The organism is Pseudomonas sp. Sample_24, from assembly GCF_004307605.1.
Taxonomy (GTDB): Bacteria; Pseudomonadota; Gammaproteobacteria; order Pseudomonadales; family Pseudomonadaceae; genus Aquipseudomonas.
Genome location: NZ_RCNW01000388.1, coordinates 55,611 through 75,123 on the forward strand (window position 1 = coordinate 55,611; position 19,513 = coordinate 75,123).

The following is a 19,513-nucleotide window of genomic DNA, read 5'->3' on the forward strand; positions in this document are numbered from 1 at the left end:
TCCTGTTGCGTTATTTGGAGAGAAGGGCTGAAGCACGAGAGTCGACGGCGTCGTCTTCAGCGAAGGCGTTGAGGTCGATGCCGCGGGTTTCCGGACCGATGACGATCATTGCCAGCGAGATCAGGTTGATCACGGCGCACAGCGTCACCAGAGGCCATGGCGAGTTGTTCGACTGGCTCATTAGCCACACGGCGATCATTGGCATCGGACCACCGATCACCAGGTTAGCGCCGGTGTAGGCCAGTGCCGAGCCCGAATAGCGGACCTGGGTCGGGAATGCTTCGGCGAATGCCACCGGTTGAATGCCGCTTTGAAACTGGGTGAAGCCCAGAAACAGCCCCATGATTGCCATGATGGCGGCGACGTTCAGGGTGTTGAGGATTGGAAAATAGACGAACAGGATCAGCAGGGTCATGCACGAACCGAACGCCAGAGCCTTTTTACGGCCCCATCGATCCGACAGATAGCCACCGGCCAGCGCACCGAAAATGGCACAAATGTTAGCCACCATCAGCGACATGAAACCGGTGGACTGGCTGAAGCCCAGATGTTTGGTCAGGTAGCTGAGGGAGAAAATCACGATCAGATAGAACAGCGCAGCGGGCGAGCAGAAGAACAGCATCAAACGCAGGATGGTTTTGTAGTGGCTGCCCACTGCGGATTTGAGCGGACTTTTTTCCTGCTTGACCGGGGTCTTTTTCAAAGCAACAAAGGCGGGGGTTTCATCGACTTTCAAACGAATGTAGATCGCGACCACCACCAGTACGAAGCTCATCAGGAAGGGGATTCGCCAGCCAAAGCTTTCGAACTGTTCGCTTGAAAGCGTCGCAGCCAGGCCCATCAACACACCGTTGGCCAATATCTGGCTCAACGGTGAGCACAAACCGAGCATGCCGGAGTAACGCCCGCGGCGGTCGGGGGACGCGTGCTCCAGCGCCATCAGTTGCGCACCGGTAGACTCACCGCCCAGCGCAAAGCCCTGAATAATCCGCAGCAGCACCAGCATGATCGGCGCCCAGATTCCCACCTGGCCATAGGTGGGTAACAACCCCATCAGTACCGAAGCCAGACCCATTAAGGTCACGGTGGCCAGCATCAGGTTGCGACGGCCCAGTTTGTCGCCCAGGTAACCACAGGTAATGGCACCCAAAGGTCGAGCGGCCAGGCCGACGCCGAATGTTGCCAGCGAGGCGAGTAGGCCGGCCGTTGGCTCCATGGCCGGGAAAAACAGTTTTGGCAGGATGGTCGCCGACACGGCGCCATACAGGGTGAAGTCAAACCATTCCAGGGCGGTGCCAATGGTCGCGGCGGTCACCGCTTTGCGAGGCATGCGCGAATCATGAGTCTCGTGACTGGTTGTGCTCATTGAGGTGCTCGTCATTGTTTTTATGGTTACGGGGTACCCATACGATTCCGTTCGAGCTCAGGCGCGAGCAGGAAACGTCGAAGTGGGTAGACATTAGCGCATCCCCCCTACAGAATAATTATCGAAATCACGACAAATAGATAAGCCAGCCTTATGGGTGAGATTCATGGAATTGCGTCATCTGAAAGCTTTTGTCGTCGCGGCCGACTTGCAGCACTTCAGCCGGGCGGCTGAACAACTGGGCATTGCGCAACCGGCGTTGAGCCAATTAATGCGCACGCTTGAGTCGGAGCTGGGCCTGGCACTGTTTCGTCGGGAAAACCGCGGCGTTGCGTTGACCGCCGCTGGCGAGGCTTTCTTGCCGCATGCGCGTCAGTCCATCGAGTCCAGTGAACTGGCGACTGCCGCTGCGCGCCGTGCCCGGCGCGGTGAAGTTGGCGAGATAAACATCGGTTTTCACTCGGCGTTGTTCGAGGCCAATCTGCCGCGACTGTTGCGGCATTACTTCAGAACGTTCCCGGAAGTCAAAGTGTCGCTGGTGGACGCGGGGATCCGCGCGCAGTTCGATATGTTGCTGGATCATAAACTCGACCTGGCTTTTGCCAGGGTGTTTAAAGATCACTTGCCGGATCGTCTGCGTACCCATCATTTCAGTCTGTCCAGGCTCGTCCTGATGATCCCGGATAACCATGAACTTTCGGACAGTTTCAGCGGAGACCTGGCCACTCTGCGCCACGAGAAATTTGTGTTTTTGCAGGATAGCGCCGGCATTGGCCTGACCTCACACACCCTCCAGGCATGCCGGCAAAACCAACTGCACCCCGAAAACATCATGTATGTACCGTCGCTGATGAGCATTCCCGGTTTGGTGGCTGCCGGCATCGGCCTGAGCATTGTGCCGGAAACGATGAGCCGGTTGACCATGCCGGGCATTCGGATCGTGCCGCTGTCTCAACCGGAAATGGTCAGTGAGCTGTCACTCATTTCACGTATTGATGAGCGTTCCAGTGCGGTGCTGCACTTTATTGAAGAAGCCCATGGGTGGGGATGAACGCCGTGCGTTCGAGCCAAAGCATGTTCGGTATCCTGGCTTCATTCCGGTCACGAACCTGACGGCCGCTCGCCAATGATCAAGCCGCGAATGGCGTTGATCGCTCGTTCGCGGGCGCTTTGCAGCATTTGTGGAGACAGCAGCGGCGGCTGCAGAGGGCCTTGTGACAAGGGCATCACGCCGAGTGCGAGGTGCGCCTGTTCGAATTGGCGTTCCCGCCTGATCAAGCCGCCCGACACGAGTTTGAAATAGAACCTGCTGAATCCCTCCTGCTGCTTGGGCGTGCCACGCACCCCCGTTGTCCGGTCAATCACTCCCAGGCGCTGTTCCAGTGCGTGGCGAAGTCGGGCTTTGCGGTTGCGTTGGATCGGTAACGGAAATACCGCGACCGGGCGTCCGGTCATGCAGGCTTCCGTCAGCATTGAAAGGCTGTCGCCGGTGACGATAAAACCATCGGCCAGGGCCAGAAACGCAGGATAAGGATTGTCTTGGGTCTCACCGAATCGATACGACCAGCATGGAACGTCAATGACCGACAGCAAGGTATCGGTGGTCGTTGCGGATGAGCGCGGGCTGGTCGATAACAAAATCGAGCCACCCATGGCTTTGACCGCTGCATTGGCTTCAACACCGAGTCGTTGCACTGCCTGCGTGTCCATGCAGTAGGGAGAGGCGCTGGCTCCCACGAGTACGGCGATCCAGGGGCGCGGCAGTGAAGCGAAACGCTGTCGCCATTGCTCCAGTTGCGCCTGATCGAGAGCACGCGGGTTCATGTATGGCGCAGGGAGGTCGACAACGTTATCCGCCAGGGCCAACCCATATTGCGGGGTGGACAGGACCAGGTCGAATCGCCACAACGGAACCTGGGCACGTCCCACATGCACCAGTTGTGTCGTGCCTTTGGAGCGATGTTTGATCCATTGGGCAATCTGGGCGCTGCGTCGCCCCGAACTGAAGACCAGGTCTGGCCAAGGTGCGTTCAGGCCAGGAATTGGCCGTCTGGGCAGCTTGCTTCCCAGCAGGGCGTCGAGCAGATAAGAACGCGGTGGAATGGTGATCCGTTTGCATTCGTAAGGCCAGCCCAAGGCGTCCGCCATGGCAATCAGCTGCGCATTGTCACCGGCATGATTGCTCAGCAGCACCCATACCTTAGGACTTTCGGCGGTCTTGAGCCGCAGCGCATAGTCAGCGACGAAGCGCTGCGTGTGCCCCTTTTCATCGACGCAGTCGAGCTGCCAGCACCGATCGGGGAAACGCCGCGCGATACGTCGCAGAAGCCGGCGCCAACCGCTGACAGAACTGATCATCGAGCCATCGCCACTGAGCCTGGCCTTGACGTAGAGCATTCGCGTGGCCAGTGCGAACAGGCGATCCACGACCCAGGGCAGGTCTTCCGGCGCCAGCTTTTCAAGATCATGCGCAGCGATGAAATCCTGAGCAGGTAAATCGACCTGGCGCAGCTGTTCCACATCGAGTTGCCGCACAGCAGGGCCGAATGCCGGCGTTTGTTGCCATGGCCCGATCAGCCCGAACTTCGCACACTGCAGGTTACGGCTGCGCAGCATGACATCCTCTGGCATCAGCGCCGGTTGTGCAGTGGCTTCGCGCTTGAGCTGGAAGAATCGCGGACTGGGTTCGGCTGCCGTGTAGAGCTCATACCCGGTTACGTCTGCCGCTTCTTCAAGGCTGAGGAAAATTTCGGCATAGGGATGGATTTGATAGCTGTATTGGGCAGGCAGCGGTCGCCAGGGTTGTAGATGCAGCGTCGTGTAATGCAACAACCGGGATTCGCCGTGTTTGTATTCCAGGTCCCGGGCGTGCCAGATGGCATCCAGTATTCCGAAGTTCCCCGGAATGTCTGACGCAGCTGCATGCAGCTTTTTCTTACTGATCGTGGTGGCTGCTTTCATATTCCAGCAACGCTGCATCCGCTCGCAATCGATGAGCATGACTGCCGTTTCTCTGGGCGCGAGCGCCAGATAGCCGTGTTCACCCATCGGTTGGTCGAACAGCTCGGCCGGGTCGGCGGTGTAGAGCTGATCGACGTCGTTGTACAACGCGCGGCCGTGGCGCCCGGCCAGGTCCGGAATAGCGAAGCGATAATTGGTGAAACCGGTACGCCAGCCGGTCTGATCGAAACCGGGCAGGCCAGTCATGCGGTAAATTTCGTAGCGCCGATCCGGGTTTCGCACTTGCGCCAGCGCAAAGACAAAAATGCGTTCGGCACGGTACTGCGCAGGCTCGGTCCCAAGGAATATACGCACGGCGGGGGCTTGCGGTGCGCCGGCCCTGGCCGCCAGGACTATCGGCTCGATGCGGGGAATCGCCACGGGTTGCCCACTGTTCGTTTCGACGATGGGGTCGAGGGTGTCAATGCTTGAGGATGGCTGTACTGAACCCTCCAAGCGCATGGGCGTTTCCTCCGAAAATTGGTTTTCAGAAGCATAGAGCGAAAATCCGAGGCGTCGAGAATAAAACTTCGTCGCGATACTGATTGAATTGAGCCGATGGGCGGGCGTCCTCAGTCCAATCATTGATCTAGTCTACCAAGCACGCCCTCACTGATCGAAGGGTGCTAGTGGTTCAGATCCTGGACTTGGGGAGCCTGGAAATATGGGGTTATTCGAACAACGCACCCGTACAACCGCAATTATTTTGAGTGCCGGACAAGGACGACGGCTACTTCCATATACAGCGAATTCTCCCAAATGCCTGATCGAAGTCGGCGGGCTGCGGGTCATTGAATGGCAGATTGATGCGTTGTTGGCTGCCGGAATAAGCCGGATCACCGCCGTGATTGGCTACGGGGCAGGCCAGGTTGAACAGGTTCTGAACGAGCGCTATGGGCCGGGCGTCATCTCGACGATCTACAATCCGTTCTTCGAGGTCGCCGACAATCTGGCCAGTTGCTGGATGGCTCGCCATGTCATGCATGATGATTTCATCTTGCTCAATGGCGATACGTTGTTCGAACAGCCGGTGCTGGAGAGGCTGCTGGAGGCGCCTGTCAGACCGATTACACTCGCGATCGACAAGAAGTCGGCTTATGACAGCGACGATATGAAGATCCAGCTCGCCGGTGAACGGATCAGTGCTGTCAGCAAGCAGATTGCGCTCGATAAGGTCGACGGGGAATCCATCGGCATGATGCATTTCCAGGCGGGCGGAGGACCGTTGTTTCGCAATGCGCTGGAAGAAAGTATGCGCCGTCCCGAAGCCCTGCAAATGTGGTACTTGAGCATTATCAATTACCTCGCAGCGACGACAGGGCAGGTGTTCGCGCAATCCATCGAAGGACTGGACTGGAATGAGCTGGACTTTCCCGCCGACCTCCAGGCTGCGCAGGCAATGGTCGAGTTTTGGGCGGGCCGCAAATATGGCACGGCCTTCTCCCTCGCTGAGGAAGCGAAGGAGAGTTCCTGACGGTGACGCAACCCCGTTAATTTGCGCTCGCAACCCCGGGCAACAGACAGTCGCAGCGAATTTCTTCGCAGCGCTCGAATGCGCTTTGCAAGGAAGAGTATTCCCAGCGCTCAACGTTAACTTGCCTTGTCAGTTTATCCAGATGGATTCGATTGAATGAGTTAGGGGCATTGCCACGCAGGCGTGACGAGAGCGTGGTGCCGGCCTGCACCCCCCAGATTTCCTTGGACAGCCCGGCATATTGCGTGCTGAGTGCCAGCACATAGGGCAGATGGATATGCCCTCCCATCACCACATCGAGCCCCGACGAAGCCCAACACTCCAGTGCAGCCCGTGCACCGATCTGCAAATTGCGCCGGTCGGACGCGACGATAGCGCCGAACGGTTGATGAGCGACAACGATGCGCAACTTTTGGCGATCGCACCTCTGCAGTCGCTCAGCCACTTCCTCGACTTGTCGGGCAGTGACCTTGCCTGCCTTGCGCCGTGAAGGATGCGTTGTGTTCAAGCCGATGATCAATGCATCGTCATTTTCGAAAATGGGTGCCAGATTGCTGTCGATGTACCGGTGATAATTCCCATAGGGTGAAAACACGCGCGCGAGCAGGTTGTACAGGGGGATATCGTGATTGCCGGGAATCGTCAGCACCTGAGGTATTCCGTAATCCTTGATGCGCTGGATGAATGCCTGCGCCGAGGCGAACTGAGCGCGTCTGGCGCGTTGCGTAATGTCCCCTGAAAACAGCACCAGGTCGGCGCCATGCGCCTTGACGTGGGATTCAAAGGCTTGCACGACGAGGGGCAGTTCCGTGCCGAAATGCGTGTCGGAGATATGCAGAAGACTGGTCATCGTTGTTGGAAATCCTCTGTGCCGGGGCGTGCTGGGTGCTTACTGAGGGACCCGTGGGCGTCGCTATGGTTCAAGACCACGCTCCCAGGCACGGTGGTTGCGGCGCGCGTCCTGAATGAACGGCGACCAGCGAATCAGCCGGAGCACAATCCTGTTGAGCAACGTACCCCGCGCATTGAGCGGTCGTTCGACGTCGAGAAACAGAACCACGCGAGTCCCGGTCGTATCGTTCCAGACTTGATGCCGGTAGGTGTCATCGAATATCAGGCATTTGCCACTTTCCCAATGGCGGATCTGATCGCCGACCTGGATTCGGCAGCTCTCCCGGGGCTCAGGCACCACCAGCCCCAGGTGCACGCGCAGCAGCCCGTTGTAAGGGCCTCGATGCAGGGGAATATGTTTGCCCGGGGCCAGGATCGAAAAGAACGCGGTAAACATGCCCGGTATGGCTTCGACGATTCTCGTGGTGTCAGGGCAGCGGGCGCAGTTCTTGTCCATCTTGTAGCCATAGCCGTAGAGGAAATAAGTTTTCCACTTGTCGTCCTGGGTAATGTTGCGTTGATCTTTAGAAATGTCTTGAAAATTGGGCAACCGGTCGCGGTCATCCAGGACGACTTCGAGCTCCTTGAGAATGCTTGGCCAGTTCGCTTCCAGCTCCGTCACCCAGGCAAACTGTCGGGGCTCGAAGAAAGGGCTGTCGCCCACCGTGGAGTTTCGCAGGATGGTCTTTTCCAGGCGCTTGATGATCCACAAACCGAGCGCCACGCTGGGGCGATGTTTGCGCTTGGTGGGTGGGGTGCTGACGCGTACGTTGTCTCTATCCATGGTCGCCCTCTGTTGTTCGAGTCGGCAAGGCGCATTTCTTAGCGTAGCCGGCGGCTTTTGAGCAGGCGCCAGAGCAGGGGCCAGCCAAAGACCAGTGGAAAACGACGCAACCGATGAGTCACGACGATGGGCTCACCCAAGTGACGCTCCAGCTTCCAGACAAGGTAGTCGACACCGTTTTCGAAGGTAAAAAACGATTTGACCAAGCGTGCCACGTTCAAGGTTCGTCCCTGAATCCGCCGCAACTTCCACAGTCGCTCATGACGGCGGCGTGCTGCCGGCGGACAGAGGTTGCGATAGCGATCCGTTGCGTGCGCACAGACGGCCATTTGCTTCACCGCAGGCGCTGCGGCTTGAGTGATGCGCGAGTAATAATTCATGTCATGCCTGACCAGCTGCCTGGGCCGATCGGCTGATTCCGGGCGCAACTCGGTCCGGTAGGTCAGCGAAAGGGATTGTTCCCAAAGCGTAAAACTGTCGAATTGATCCGGTAAATGAGCGATGCAGCGTCCCAGCAGCGTCATCACCGCTTGAGCCAACGCAAAGTGGATACGCCTTTGCGTTTCCCCGTCCTTGAAATAAACCAGTCGGCACGGTTGGGCGAAACGGCCCCAGAGGTAGCTTTGGAACCACGAACGAGTGCCTGTCTCGAAGTCCTGCAGCGAGAGAATGGCGCATTTTGCGTGGAGCATCCGGCCATCGGGCGTTGCAGCGCTGATGACGATGACAGTAGGCGGAAGCCATGCATTGGCCAGTTGTTGCAAGCGTTTGGGATGAGCGTGCGCGTAACTGTCAACCAGCGCATACAAATCGACCATGCCATCACTCAGATCGCCATTGCGCAGACAAGAACCGTAGACCAGCAACCCGACCAATGCACCGCCCAGGCGTGCATGCACGGCCTGGGCGATGCCGTCCAGATCAGCGGGCATCGGCTGCGTGCATTGCGCCCTGACCTGTTCGAGCAAGGCCACGGGCGGCGGTAGGCAATCAAAGGCTCGCATCGGCTCTCAGGGGTCCTAAAAGGTCATGAAGCGGATCGGGGCCGTGGCGGCCAGGGTGATCGTGCCTTGTGCTGGAAAAATTTCACCGTCGAGCACGTATTCGTCAGCGCCACCGAGATCCATCCGGGTGAAATTGTGGCTGAAGTAGCCATCTTGCTCCTTGATCAGCGAGACGGCCCGGCCCCAGAGCAAGAGCGGCAGGACCAGGGCCAGGCGCCGGGGCCGATGCGCGATGGCGGTCAGATGTATGGGCTGCGGTTCGGTGCCCCAATAGGGCCTGCTTCCGGCAAGAAGACGGTCCAGGGTGGTGGCAAACACCACCAGCCAGTCACGTTCCCAGACACCACGATGAGTGCCCAGGCGGGCGGGCAACGCGCAAAACAGGTCGTGTGGCAGGTTGTGCAGCGCAGAAAACAGCATTCGACCCAAGGCCAGTGTCGGCCCCAGCGCCCCGGGTACGCGCTTGGGCCGCAGCGTTCGATGGTAGTAACGCACGCCGTTCACGACTGCGCCGACGCCGAAGAACATTCCGAATTGCGCCGCATGTTGCAACCCGCTATCAACGCGAAGCGCAGCACGCGATACGACTTTTGCGGCGGTTGCATCGCCAGCGAGCCAGGCGGATAAGCCCGTCAAGGCCTTTTCGGCGCTCAGGCGCGCCCCCAGATCGATCGCGCTCATATTGGTGGTGCCACCCGGAATGACCAGTACGGTTGGCAGGCACGCAGGTTCTTGGCTCAGCAGAAAGGAGATAGCAGCTTGCAAGGTCCCGTCGCCACCCACAACGACCAGCAGGTCACTCTCCCGGAGCTGGAAGTCGCTCACGGCATGGGCGATCTCATCGGCCGAGGTGGCTTCGAGCACAGAGGCGCCGGGGACGTCGCGGGCGAGCAGACGAAACCTGGGCAAGGCACGTCGCAGGGTGCCGCTGCAAGGGTTGAGCAAGATGCCGATTTTCTGCGGCCGCGGACAAGCGTCACGCATCATTGAGACCCGAGCGTGGCGCAAACATCCGCACGATCAAGCGGTCGCGCTCGGCGGCCATGTCGATTCGGCTGAGCCAGGGCTGCGGCGGGTGGCCCCGGTGTTTCAAGACAATGGCGGACACTGTGCGAACCCCCAGCACCAGTGTCGAAACACAGGTCCAGACGGCCACCCAAATCAATCCCGTGTCATGGGCATCCACCGCCCACAAGCAGGTCAGTATCAGTAGATTGGGATTACGCCGCGCAGTGACAAGCCTGTTGAGCGAGTCGAACGGGCGCCACAGAAACATTGAAAAGGGCGCGGCGAACTTGAACGCACCTTCGCACAACCGACCTGCGACATAGCCCAGGAAAATGGCCCAGAGCACGGGGTTGAGCGGAATGTCCGAGTCCCAGGTCGCCGCATAGCCCATTCCCCAGGCGATATACCAGAGCGGCGGGTGAATCAGGTCCAGGCCATGGTCGAAAATATTGCCGAAGCGGGTGGAGGTGACAGTGACGCGTGCCAGTTTGCCGTCGACCGTATCGAGAAACGTCATCAGCCAGCCGGCCACCAGGCCCGCACCGAAATGCCCGTGCCAGAACAGCACACCCGCCAGAATAGCCAGCACATAGCTGGCTGCCGTGACCTGGTTGGGGCTGAGCCCAAGCCGCACGCACCAGACGGTGGCCCAGCGCGCCGGGACGGGCCAGATCGCTCGGGTTATGAAGTCGGTGACACCTTTGTAGGATCCGTTGAACAGCGACTTTTCAAGGTGCGCTTGATTGCTGTCGGTGATTTGCGCGACCCACGGAGGATCGAACTTGCGCAGTTGGGTCTGCATGGCGGTGGCCACGGTAGCGGGAACCACTTTACGCAATCCGGCGACGGCGTCGGTATCCAGGCTGGGCAGGTGCGCGAGTCGCTCCACGCTGGCATGGGCGGCGACGATGGCGCCGGTCTTGGGGTCTTGCAGGGCGACCTCAGGCGTTTTCAACAACCCCCGCAATACCCGATCATCGTAAAGGTAATCTTCGCGCAGCAGCACGACCTCGCCTTGTGCCGGCAATGGCTCGCCTGCATCGCAGAGGTGGGCGTCGGGAAACTTTGCGAGCATACGGCCCACTCGTTCTCTGGAGGTGAGGCCCCACAGACGCACCGGGCTGCTACAGATCAGGTATACGAGAGTCTTCATTGTTCAGCGCCCTGTTCATTGAAATAGCGTGGGCAGTCTCAGCGACTGCCCCGGTCCATGTAACCCACCATCCCGATCGCCACCGCGAGCAAGACCAGTGCCGGCCCCAAGGTAGTGACCAGTGTGTTCATCTTTAGCAGAAGACCAAGGTTTACGATGATCTGATTACTTACATAGACCATTAACCCGACCAGCGCACCCAACGCCAGCCGCGCCCCCAGGTTGGGTGAGCGCGGTTGTGCGAAGGCAAACGGGATGGCGAACAGGATCATCGCCAGGGTCAGGATCGGCCGCCCGAGTTTTTGCCACATCGCCATTTCATATTGCGCCGAGGGCTGGCCCGAGCCTTTGAGGTAGGCGATGTAACGATAGAGTTGGCGCACGGACAGGCTTTCAGTCGGCAGGGTAATGTCGCCCAGTCGCGCTCCGCCAAAAATCGAATGCCAAACCATATGATCGAGTTGCTGTGTCGTTTCGGTGCCCTGATCCCACTGTTTGACCTGGACGTTGTTCAAACGCCATTGGCCTGCGTCCTGTATGTCCGCCGACTCTGCAAAGAGGTAGGACACCAGTGAGCGGTCGTTGTCGAACCGGAAGATTTCGATATTGACCGGCAGCCGTTTGTGCTGAAGATTGCCCACCCGCACGATTTGGTCGTCCTGGCGAGCCCAGACGCTTCCCTGGTCGTTGCTGGCCTGAGCACCGGCGGACATGGCTTCGTTGCGCAACTCCAGGCCATTTTGCTGCAGGGGAGAGGCCACCCATTCATCCAGCGCCGCCCATGCCAACGCCAGCGCGAGCCCGGCCAGCGTCGCCGTGAACCCGATGCGGGCAATCGACAGGCCAGTGGCGCGCATGACAGTCAGTTCCCGGGTGGCGGCCAACTGCCCGAGCGCGGCAATGCCGCCGAGCAGGGCGATGAACGGGCCCAGCTCGACGATACGACGGGGCAGGGTCATGAAGACGACTTCGATGGCCTGGCTCAATCGGTAGCCGTCAGCAGTCACATCATCGAGTTCGCCCACCAGGTCGAGGGTGGTGAACAATGGCAGCAACAGCGCTGCGGCAGCGGCGAAACCGAAGAACACATGACGGGTGATGTAGCGATCGAGGATTTTCATCGCAGGCCGAACCGAAAGAGTGCCAGATCCCGCGCCAGGAAAATCAGCAGCGCCAGACTCATCAACAGCGGCACGATCCACAACCCCGGGTACAGGGGCAAGGTGCTGTTGCCCACCATTGTCTTGCAGATGTCCGCTGCGTAATAAATCAGGGCGAACGCGGCTGTTACGGGCAGCAGGGTGGCGAATCGTCCCTGTCTGGGCCGGGTGCGGCTCAACGGAATGGCGAGTAATGCAAGGATGGTCGCGCTCACGCCCCGCGTCTGGCGCCACTGCAGTTCGGCCTTGTCCAACGGTGCGCTGGAAGCCTCCAGCACCTGGTTGGGAGCCGCCTTGCGCTTGCCTTCGGCAGCCCTTTCGATGGGCAGCAAGTGCAGCCGCATGTGCTCGAATTTTTCTGAAATATCCTTTGAGGTGCTGTGCTTGAGCAGGTAGGAATGGCCTTGCGTCAGTTCCACGACCGGATCGTCTGGATCGGGATCCAGAATGCGCGCTTGTGCGGAACGAAACACACGGGTTTTCGAGTCGCCCGGGTCATAGATCAGTACATCGTGGAGCCGGCCATCGGTGCGATCGATCCGCTCTGCCAGAATCATCCTGCCGTTTTCGTTATTCAGGTTGAAGCGTTGCGCTTGCAGATGATTGACGTCCAGATCTGTTCGCGACTGCTGTTCCAGTACATAGGCCTGCGTATAGGCCCAGGGGCGCCCGTAAAGCGAGAGCATGGCCACCGCCAGCGAGATCGGTATTGCCAATAACAGGACAGCCCGATAGATGCGCAGCGGGTTTGCCCCCGAGGCCGATATCGCAATGATTTCGGAATCGTGGCACAGGCGCCCGACCGCCAGGGTCACCGAGGCATACAACGCCACCGGCACCAGCATTTCCAGCGCAATCAGTACCTTGTAGAACACCATTTGCAGCACGGCCTGCAAAGCGAGGGTTCCCTGTACCGCGTCAGACAGGTAGCGCTCTGCGGAGTAGCTGGCAAAGATGAACACCAGGATGCTGACCATCACCAACACCGGTCGACGGATCTCGGCGATCACATAGCGTTCGATCAGAAACATAATCCGGACCCTGCCAACGCTCGCGAAACCGCGGAGCGTTGCCATCCAGATCGATCAGGAACCGCTCGGTATCGACTGATTTTTCTGCGCATGAAACCGCTCCACCATTTGATAATCCAGCGGCGAATCGACATCGATAGCGGCCTCCGCAAAGGGCATGATCACCGCGCCGATACTCACCCCCAACTTGCTGGAAAGCTGTTGTAGCGCTTGTTCCAGGGTCAACCGGCCCATCAGGTAGCGCAAAACGCCTGTAAAGCCCAGCGCACCGGCAATGACGCGTCGAGGGTTTTTGCGGTCCTGTTCGACCCGTTGCCAGAAGCTGGCGAGCCGGCGGGCGTCCTCGGTCATGAACGCAAACAAATTGCTGCCGCAATACGGGCCGCCGCGCAGCCGGATGCCGGTGCGCCGGGTGCCTGGAAAGCGCGCCAGAACCGTGTCCAGGGGCGTCACCGCCACCACAAAATCATGCCCGCCCGAGGCCGCGTGCTGTAGAAAGTAGTCGACCATCTCCCGGCAAAGCAGTGCGTGGTCTGCGGTTGTCACCAACACCGGTCTGTCTGCGGGCTGAAGCGCCAGGGCTTGTGCGGCGCTAACACTGGGCGAGTTGGCGGGTTCCAGCCAACCGACACTGGCGCTGTCGAGCAGTTGCGTCATTGAGGCATCTTGCGCGAGTAAGTTTTGCGCAGGACCTACCAGTACGATTCGATCAATCCACTCGCTGTCCTGCAACGCCCCGACCACCCGACAGACCATGGGTACCCCGGCCACCGGCACCAAGGCCTTGCAGCTGGTCCCGGCCATTGCGGCAACCGGATCGGCCGAGCCCCTGTCCGCTGCCAGCACCAGCGCAGTGAATTGTTTCGCCTCAGATGTGCTTTTCATAGATCCGGTAGCGCTTGTAAGGGGTGGCACCGATCTGGACGAGGATTTTGCGCATCACCGCGTTTGATTCCAGGATCCAGGACATCTCCAACGCTTCAATGCCCCGTTTGACGAAGGGCGGCTTTAGCGCTTCGATCAACAGCAGGGCGAGTGTTGGTCCCAAGCGGCTGAACTGGTAACGCTGCTTGACGCCCATCAGGGGCACGCGTGCGGTGCGCGTGCCCTTGCCATAAAGCCGCCACAACAGCCGCAGCCAGCCAAAGGGCAGCAATTGTCCTTTGAGAGAGGCGATCGCCTCGTTGATGTTAGGGATGGCCACGATAAAAGCGCAGGGGTCGCCATCGACTTCAGCGATGTACAACAGGTCTTTGGGGACCAACAACCTCAACTGGCTGCCAAGCTCGAAAAATTCGGATTCGGTGAAAGGTACAAACCCCCAATTACGGCTCCAGGCGTCATTGAATATTTCACGCAGGATGCGCATGTCGCGCCGGAACTGACGGGTGTCCAGAGGCCTGACCACCACGCGCTTTCGCTCGCGCGCCATCATCGCCGACAAGGCCGGCGGAAAGTGCAATTGGTCGGTGCGCATCCAGTAGGCCAGCAGGTCCGTGGCTTGCCGATAGCCGATGGCGGTGAGCCTTTGATCATAGTAGGGCTGTCCGTGTCCCATCATCGCAGAGGGGGGATGATCGAATCCTTCCACCAATAACCCGCTTTCCTGGTTAATGGTCAGATTGAACGGACCGGTGATACGCGCGGCGCCACGTTCGCGCAACCAGGCCTCAGCTGCCGCGAACAGGCTGTCGACTACGGCCGGGTCATCCACGGCTTCAAACATCCCGAAGTGCCCGGAATCATTGCCGTGCAATTGCCGGTGAAGGCTGTCGATCTGTGCCGTGATACGCCCCACGACTTCCGTTCCCGACCAGGCCAGCCACGCCTGCCACGTTAAATGGGACGACGCCGGGTTCTTTTTGGAAAGGAGTTCCTGGCGCTCGTAATGGATCGGCTCGATCCAGCAAGGATCGTTGCGATAAAGAGTGCCGGGGAAGCTGATGAATGTCTTGAGTTCCAAACGTGTAAGGACGGGTCGCGTAATGATTGGCAACTTCTTATTGATCATCGTTGGCCCAAAAGTCGGTAGCAGTTGAACTAGCTTCTCTTCGGATTTGCCGTCAGAGCGTAGCTGAACTTTTGGCGTCGGGCGCGCGTGATCTAAATATTGGCGTGAATGCGCCTCTAAGGCTTAAATACCCTGTACTTTTCGATGGCTGTCGCATTTGAGAACGAGGTGCTACAGCTACATGCGATGTTTGCCGGTCGTCGCTCATCCGGGAAAAAATTTGCGATCACCCAGATGCCGATTAGTATTGCGTTAGGCTTTGTAAATACTTGAAAAAGCCGAAAGATCTTCTGCGAGCCGATTATCCGTGGAGCTTGGACTCCATGGAAACGGCAACGGGGCAGTAAAACGACAAGTGTTTTACTGGCGCAGGGGGTCGACCCGCTATTTGACTTATCCTTACTCGGGCTAAATGGATGGGTGTTTCCTTATGTCTGCAACCGTTGCAAAACAGGCACTCACTCAACGTCTCGCGGACTTTTCCACGCTAGTGGAAGCACTCGATTATGCCGCGTCTGGTCAGACCGGGATGAACTTCTACGACAGGCATTGCCACTTGATTGCAGCGGTTGAATACGCTCAGCTCAAAAGCAATGCTGTCGCGCTGGCTAAACGTCTACTTGGGCTCAAGTTGAAGAAGGGTGATCGGGTCGCACTCATCGCCGATACGCACCAAAGCTTTATCGAGTCGTTTTTCGCCTGCCAATACGCGGGCCTGATCGCCGTTCCTCTTTTGGTGCCATCCAGTTTGGGAAGCCATCATTCCTACGTGGAAAAGCTGAAAGGACTGTTCGCCAATTGCACGCCGGCAGCCGTCCTCGGACAGGAGGAATGGCTTCCCTATGCACGGGAAGCGCTGGGGACCTCGCTTCAGGCGTTCGTCGGGACTGTCCAGCAATTGAGCGATTTACCGCCCGTGCAGACGCTTCCCCGCGTGTTGCCGGAGGACATCGCCTACCTGCAATACACATCCGGCAGTACCCGATTTCCTCGTGGCGTGATCATTACCCAGCGTGCGGTGATGGCCAACATCAGAGGCATCGTCGTGAACGGTATCGGCGTTCGCCCGGGGGACCGATGTGCGTCATGGCTGCCCTTTTATCATGACATGGGGCTGGTGGGCTTTGTCCTGGCGCCCATGGCGGCACAATTGACAGTCGACTACTTGCACACCCGGGATTTCGCCACGCGACCCGGGCAATGGCTCAAACTGATAAGCCAGAATCGGGTGAATGTTTCGGTTGCCCCGCCGTTTGGCTATGACCTCTGCACCCGGCGAGTCCGGGACCCGGAAAAAACCGTATTGGATCTCTCCTGCTGGCGTGTCGCGGGGATTGGGGCAGAGCCCATTCGGGCATCGGTGTTACGCCGTTTCGCGGATTGTTTTCTCGACACGGGATTCAATGCGGCTGCATTCACGCCTTGCTACGGTCTGGCGGAGAGCACCCTGGCCGTCTGCTTCGCCCGCCGCGGGGCAGGGGTGCTGGTGGATCATGTCGCTCGCCAGGCATTGGAACATCAGCTCAAGGCGCAGAAATGTGCTGCCGATGATCCGGGAAGCTGTGCGTTTACCAATTGTGGCGCGCCATTGCCAGGGCATCGCGTGGAAATTCGCAATGCGGCGGGGCGGGTGGTCGCCGAGCGCGAGGTAGGCCAGATATTCGTCTGGGGGCCCAGCGTCATGTCGGGTTATTTCAATGATCCCCAAAATACCCAGGCAGCCTTGAAAGATGGCTGGCTCGACACCGGTGACCTGGGCTATCTGTCCGGGGGCGAGCTGCATATCACTGGCCGGCGCAAGGATTTGCTCATAGTCCGGGGCCGAAACATCTGGCCGCAGGATATCGAATACCTGGTGGAGTCCGAACCCGATCTGAGGCCTGGCGATGCCATCGTGTTTGTCGTGCCCGGCGATGATGAGCCTCAGGTCGTGGTCCAGGTTCAATGCCGGGTCCGTGAGCCGGAAATCCGCGAGCAATTGGTCCGGACTCTGCTGGCCAAGATCATCAGTGAGTTCGGCCTTGCTGCCGACGTACACCTTGTGCCACCTCATTCATTGCCACGAACCTCTTCGGGCAAACCCTCTCGCGCCGAAGCCCTCGAACGGTTCATGGCCCAGGCCAACGCTGTTCTTCCCTGTCCGGCACTGGAGACGACGTGAGCGCTCGCGTGGTTGCGCTGACTGGCGCCACTGGCTTCATCGGCAGCGTCCTGCGCGAACGACTTGTTGCCCGAGGCGTGGAGGTACGAGCGTTGGCTCGCTCCAGGAGCGGTACGGCAGAGGATGGAACGAAGTGGATCAAGGGAACACTGGAAGATGAGCCGGCCCTTGCCGAGCTTACCCGGGGCGCAGATGCGGTTATTCACTGCGCTGGCAAGGTCAGGGGCCGGGCTGCCCGGGATTTCGACTCGGTCAACGTGCAGGGCAGCAAACACTTGATGGAGGCGACACGGCTTAACGGCAGTTGCGAGCGTTTTCTGCTGATCTCGTCCCTTGCGGCGCGCCATCCGACATTGTCCTGGTACGCCGCTTCCAAATTCGAAGGCGAACGCCAGGTAAAGGCCGCTGCCGGAGCGATTCCCGTGTGTATTTTCAGGCCGACCGCCGTATACGGTCCCGGCGACCGCGAGTTGCGTCCGCTGTTCGACTGGCTCTTGCGCGGCTGGCTGGTAACCCTCGGTCGAGACGATTCACAGTTCAGCTTTCTGCATGTGGACGATTTGGTCAGTGCCGTCATGCAGTGGTTGGACGCACCTGTCGTGCAATCGCAGACCTTTGAGTTGTGTGATGGCCAGGTGCAAGGGTACGGCTGGGCAAGCCTGGCCGGCATCGCTTGCGATATCCGCCATGCGCCGGTACGGCAAGCCGCAGTGCCTGCCGGGGTACTGAAAGGCCTTGCACGAGCGAACCTGGTGCTGTCCCGGTTCACCCGCCGGGCACCCATGCTGACCCCCGGCAAAGTCAATGAACTGATGCACCCGGACTGGACCTGCAGCAATGCGCGCATCAGCGCGTCATTGGGCTGGGAGCCGCAGATACTGTTAAGGCAAGCGTTGCGCAATCACATGTTCTGAGCGGGCAAAGAGCCACTGAACTCAAGGAAACCCACGATGATCACACAAGAAGCGATACTCGAACGGGTGATTATGCTCATCGGGCGGCTTGCACCTCCCGGGACGCCAATCTACCCGGATACCGATTTGGCCCAGGACCTGGGGATGGAGTCGATAAAGGTGATGGACATGCTGATGGAGCTGGAGGACGAATTCGACATCTCGATCCACCTCAACATCCTGATGGATGTGCGAACGCCTGCACAGCTGTCCCACGCGATTCTCAACTTGATGGAGCATGCCGATGGGACTGTTTGACAAATTCGGCAAACTGGCGGCGGAACGCGCCAGCCTCTCGGATTCGCATCCTTTTGGAATTCGCATCGACGAGATGTACTCCCCGACCGAGGGCAGTATCCAGGGGAAGAGAGTCATACTGGCGGGCACCAATAATTATCTCGGGCTGACATTCGATCCCGACGGCATCAAGGCGGCACAGCGCTCGCTGGAGCTTGAAGGGACCGGCACCACCGGTTCTCGTATGGCCAATGGCAGTTACGCCGGGCACAGCGCGCTGGAGGAGGAACTTGTCGATTTTCTCGGGCGGCGTTCCGTCATTGTGTTCTCCACAGGCTATGTCGCCAATTTGGGTGTCATCGGAACCCTGGCGAGCGCGCGCGAGGTGGTATTGCTTGACGCCGATTGCCACGCGAGCATCTACGACGCTTGCAAGCTGGGTGGTGCAGAGATCATCCGCTTTCGCCATAACGATGTCGCTGATCTGGAGCGGCGCATGGTCCGGCTCGGCGACCGCGCGCGCGAAGCGATTATCTTGGTGGAAGGCATCTACAGCATGCTGGGTGATCAGGCTCCGCTCAGAGAAATAGTCGAGGTCAAGCGTCGTCTCGGAGGTTACCTGCTGGTAGACGAGGCGCATTCCTTCGGTGTGCTGGGTGCCAAGGGGCGAGGGCTGGCCGAAGAGTTGGGGGTGGACTCGGAAGTCGACATTCTGTTGGGCACGTTCAGCAAGAGCCTGGGCGCGGTCGGTGGCTTCGCTGCTTGTCACGATGCGCAAATGGACCTGCTTCGCTACGCCAGCAGGCCCTATATCTTTACCGCTTCACCCGCGCCCTCGGCCATTGCCTCCGTGAGATCAGCGCTCAAGGCCATCAAGGAACGTCCGGAGCTGCGGCGTCAGCTGTGGACGAATGCCCGGCGGCTTTATCAGGGGTTGGCAGAGTCAGGCTACCAATTGGGGCCACAAGCCAGTCCGGTGATTGCCGTGATGCTGAAGTCGCCACACGAGGGGCTGGCCTTCTGGCGGGCGCTGATAGAGAAGGGCGTCTATGTCAATCTGGTCCTGCCTCCAGCGACGCCCGGTGCCGTCACCCTGATACGTTGCAGCGTCAGCGCGGCCCATACACCCGAGCAAATAGACCAGATCATCGAGGCCTTCGCGTCATTGCGTAGCCCGGTGGACCTCGTCACAGTGGGCGCTTGAACAGTGTCGCGAGCTGTCGGTGAGCTAATCTTTACCTACGTCATAGTGAACGACACTCATGCGGATTATTTTTGCC

At 59.1% G+C, this 19,513-nt stretch carries 17 protein-coding genes; 6 read left to right on the forward strand and 11 right to left on the reverse strand.

Going from position 1 to position 19,513, the window contains the following annotated elements; translation table 11 throughout:
- Window positions 1-10: 10 nt before the first annotated feature.
- Window positions 11-1,366, reverse strand: a complete 1,356-nt coding sequence (locus D8V06_RS21950) for an MFS transporter (RefSeq protein WP_130904856.1) — start codon at window positions 1,364-1,366, stop codon at window positions 11-13.
- Window positions 1,367-1,532: 166 nt separating this feature from the next.
- Here D8V06_RS21950 and D8V06_RS21955 point away from each other — a divergent pair, with 166 nt between their 5' ends.
- On the forward strand, window positions 1,533-2,417 hold the full coding sequence (locus tag D8V06_RS21955) for a LysR family transcriptional regulator (protein WP_130904855.1): 885 nt from the start codon (window positions 1,533-1,535) through the stop codon (window positions 2,415-2,417).
- A gap of 50 nt (window positions 2,418-2,467) precedes the next feature.
- Here the strand turns inward: D8V06_RS21955 and D8V06_RS21960 are convergent, their stop codons facing one another.
- Complete coding sequence (locus D8V06_RS21960) at window positions 2,468-4,828, reverse strand: ELM1/GtrOC1 family putative glycosyltransferase (RefSeq protein ID WP_130931777.1); 2,361 nt, start codon at window positions 4,826-4,828, stop codon at window positions 2,468-2,470.
- 202 nt (window positions 4,829-5,030) lie between these two features.
- Here D8V06_RS21960 and D8V06_RS21965 point away from each other — a divergent pair, with 202 nt between their 5' ends.
- Window positions 5,031-5,840 carry a phosphocholine cytidylyltransferase family protein gene (locus D8V06_RS21965; RefSeq protein WP_056855364.1) on the forward strand — a complete coding sequence of 270 codons (810 nt, stop codon included), beginning with the start codon at window positions 5,031-5,033 and terminating at the stop codon, window positions 5,838-5,840.
- A gap of 16 nt (window positions 5,841-5,856) precedes the next feature.
- Here D8V06_RS21965 and D8V06_RS21970 read toward each other — a convergent pair whose 3' ends face one another.
- The 9 genes from D8V06_RS21970 to D8V06_RS22010 all read right to left on the reverse strand — a co-directional run bounded on the left by D8V06_RS21970 (window position 5,857) and on the right by D8V06_RS22010 (window position 14,882).
- On the reverse strand, window positions 5,857-6,690 hold the full coding sequence (locus tag D8V06_RS21970) for a metallophosphoesterase (RefSeq protein ID WP_130931778.1): 834 nt from the start codon (window positions 6,688-6,690) through the stop codon (window positions 5,857-5,859).
- Window positions 6,691-6,753: 63 nt separating this feature from the next.
- Window positions 6,754-7,515 (reverse strand): aspartyl/asparaginyl beta-hydroxylase domain-containing protein, encoded by a 762-nt coding sequence (locus tag D8V06_RS21975; RefSeq protein ID WP_056855362.1) that lies wholly within the window; start codon window positions 7,513-7,515, stop codon window positions 6,754-6,756.
- A gap of 38 nt (window positions 7,516-7,553) precedes the next feature.
- Window positions 7,554-8,447 (reverse strand): hypothetical protein, encoded by an 894-nt coding sequence (locus tag D8V06_RS21980; RefSeq protein ID WP_241667857.1) that lies wholly within the window; start codon window positions 8,445-8,447, stop codon window positions 7,554-7,556.
- Window positions 8,448-8,534: 87 nt separating this feature from the next.
- Window positions 8,535-9,503 (reverse strand): acylglycerol kinase family protein, encoded by a 969-nt coding sequence (locus D8V06_RS21985; RefSeq protein WP_130904926.1) that lies wholly within the window; start codon window positions 9,501-9,503, stop codon window positions 8,535-8,537.
- Window positions 9,496-10,680, reverse strand: a complete 1,185-nt coding sequence (locus tag D8V06_RS21990; RefSeq protein ID WP_130931780.1) for a CDP-alcohol phosphatidyltransferase family protein — start codon at window positions 10,678-10,680, stop codon at window positions 9,496-9,498. Before D8V06_RS21990 ends, D8V06_RS21985 begins: the two co-directional genes overlap by 8 nt.
- 38 nt (window positions 10,681-10,718) lie before the next feature.
- On the reverse strand, window positions 10,719-11,801 hold the full coding sequence (gene lptG / locus D8V06_RS21995; RefSeq protein ID WP_130931781.1) for an LPS export ABC transporter permease LptG: 1,083 nt from the start codon (window positions 11,799-11,801) through the stop codon (window positions 10,719-10,721).
- The gene (gene lptF / locus D8V06_RS22000; protein ID WP_056855358.1) at window positions 11,798-12,871 is read right to left on the reverse strand and encodes an LPS export ABC transporter permease LptF; all 1,074 of its coding nucleotides are present in this window, start codon (window positions 12,869-12,871) and stop codon (window positions 11,798-11,800) included. Before lptF ends, lptG begins: the two co-directional genes overlap by 4 nt.
- A gap of 54 nt (window positions 12,872-12,925) precedes the next feature.
- Window positions 12,926-13,756 carry a nucleotidyltransferase family protein gene (locus D8V06_RS22005; protein WP_130931782.1) on the reverse strand — a complete coding sequence of 277 codons (831 nt, stop codon included), beginning with the start codon at window positions 13,754-13,756 and terminating at the stop codon, window positions 12,926-12,928.
- A complete protein-coding gene (locus D8V06_RS22010; protein ID WP_056855356.1) occupies window positions 13,740-14,882 on the reverse strand; it encodes a hypothetical protein in 1,143 nt (380 codons plus the stop codon). The genes D8V06_RS22005 and D8V06_RS22010 overlap by 17 nt, the downstream gene beginning before the upstream one ends.
- A gap of 430 nt (window positions 14,883-15,312) precedes the next feature.
- Between D8V06_RS22010 and D8V06_RS22015 the strand changes: the two genes are divergently transcribed.
- The 4 genes from D8V06_RS22015 to D8V06_RS22030 are packed head-to-tail and all read left to right on the forward strand — an operon-like array spanning window position 15,313 to window position 19,437.
- Entirely contained in the window at window positions 15,313-17,043 is a 1,731-nt protein-coding gene (locus D8V06_RS22015; RefSeq protein WP_130931783.1) for a fatty acyl-AMP ligase, read from the forward strand.
- Window positions 17,040-17,957, forward strand: a complete 918-nt coding sequence (locus D8V06_RS22020) for an NAD(P)-dependent oxidoreductase (RefSeq protein ID WP_177434472.1) — start codon at window positions 17,040-17,042, stop codon at window positions 17,955-17,957. The genes D8V06_RS22015 and D8V06_RS22020 overlap by 4 nt, the downstream gene beginning before the upstream one ends.
- A 36-nt stretch (window positions 17,958-17,993) precedes the next feature.
- Window positions 17,994-18,254, forward strand: a complete 261-nt coding sequence (locus D8V06_RS22025) for an acyl carrier protein (protein WP_056855353.1) — start codon at window positions 17,994-17,996, stop codon at window positions 18,252-18,254.
- The gene (locus D8V06_RS22030; RefSeq protein WP_056855352.1) at window positions 18,241-19,437 is read left to right on the forward strand and encodes an aminotransferase class I/II-fold pyridoxal phosphate-dependent enzyme; all 1,197 of its coding nucleotides are present in this window, start codon (window positions 18,241-18,243) and stop codon (window positions 19,435-19,437) included. The genes D8V06_RS22025 and D8V06_RS22030 overlap by 14 nt, the downstream gene beginning before the upstream one ends.
- The last annotated feature ends 76 nt before the right edge of the window (window positions 19,438-19,513 follow it).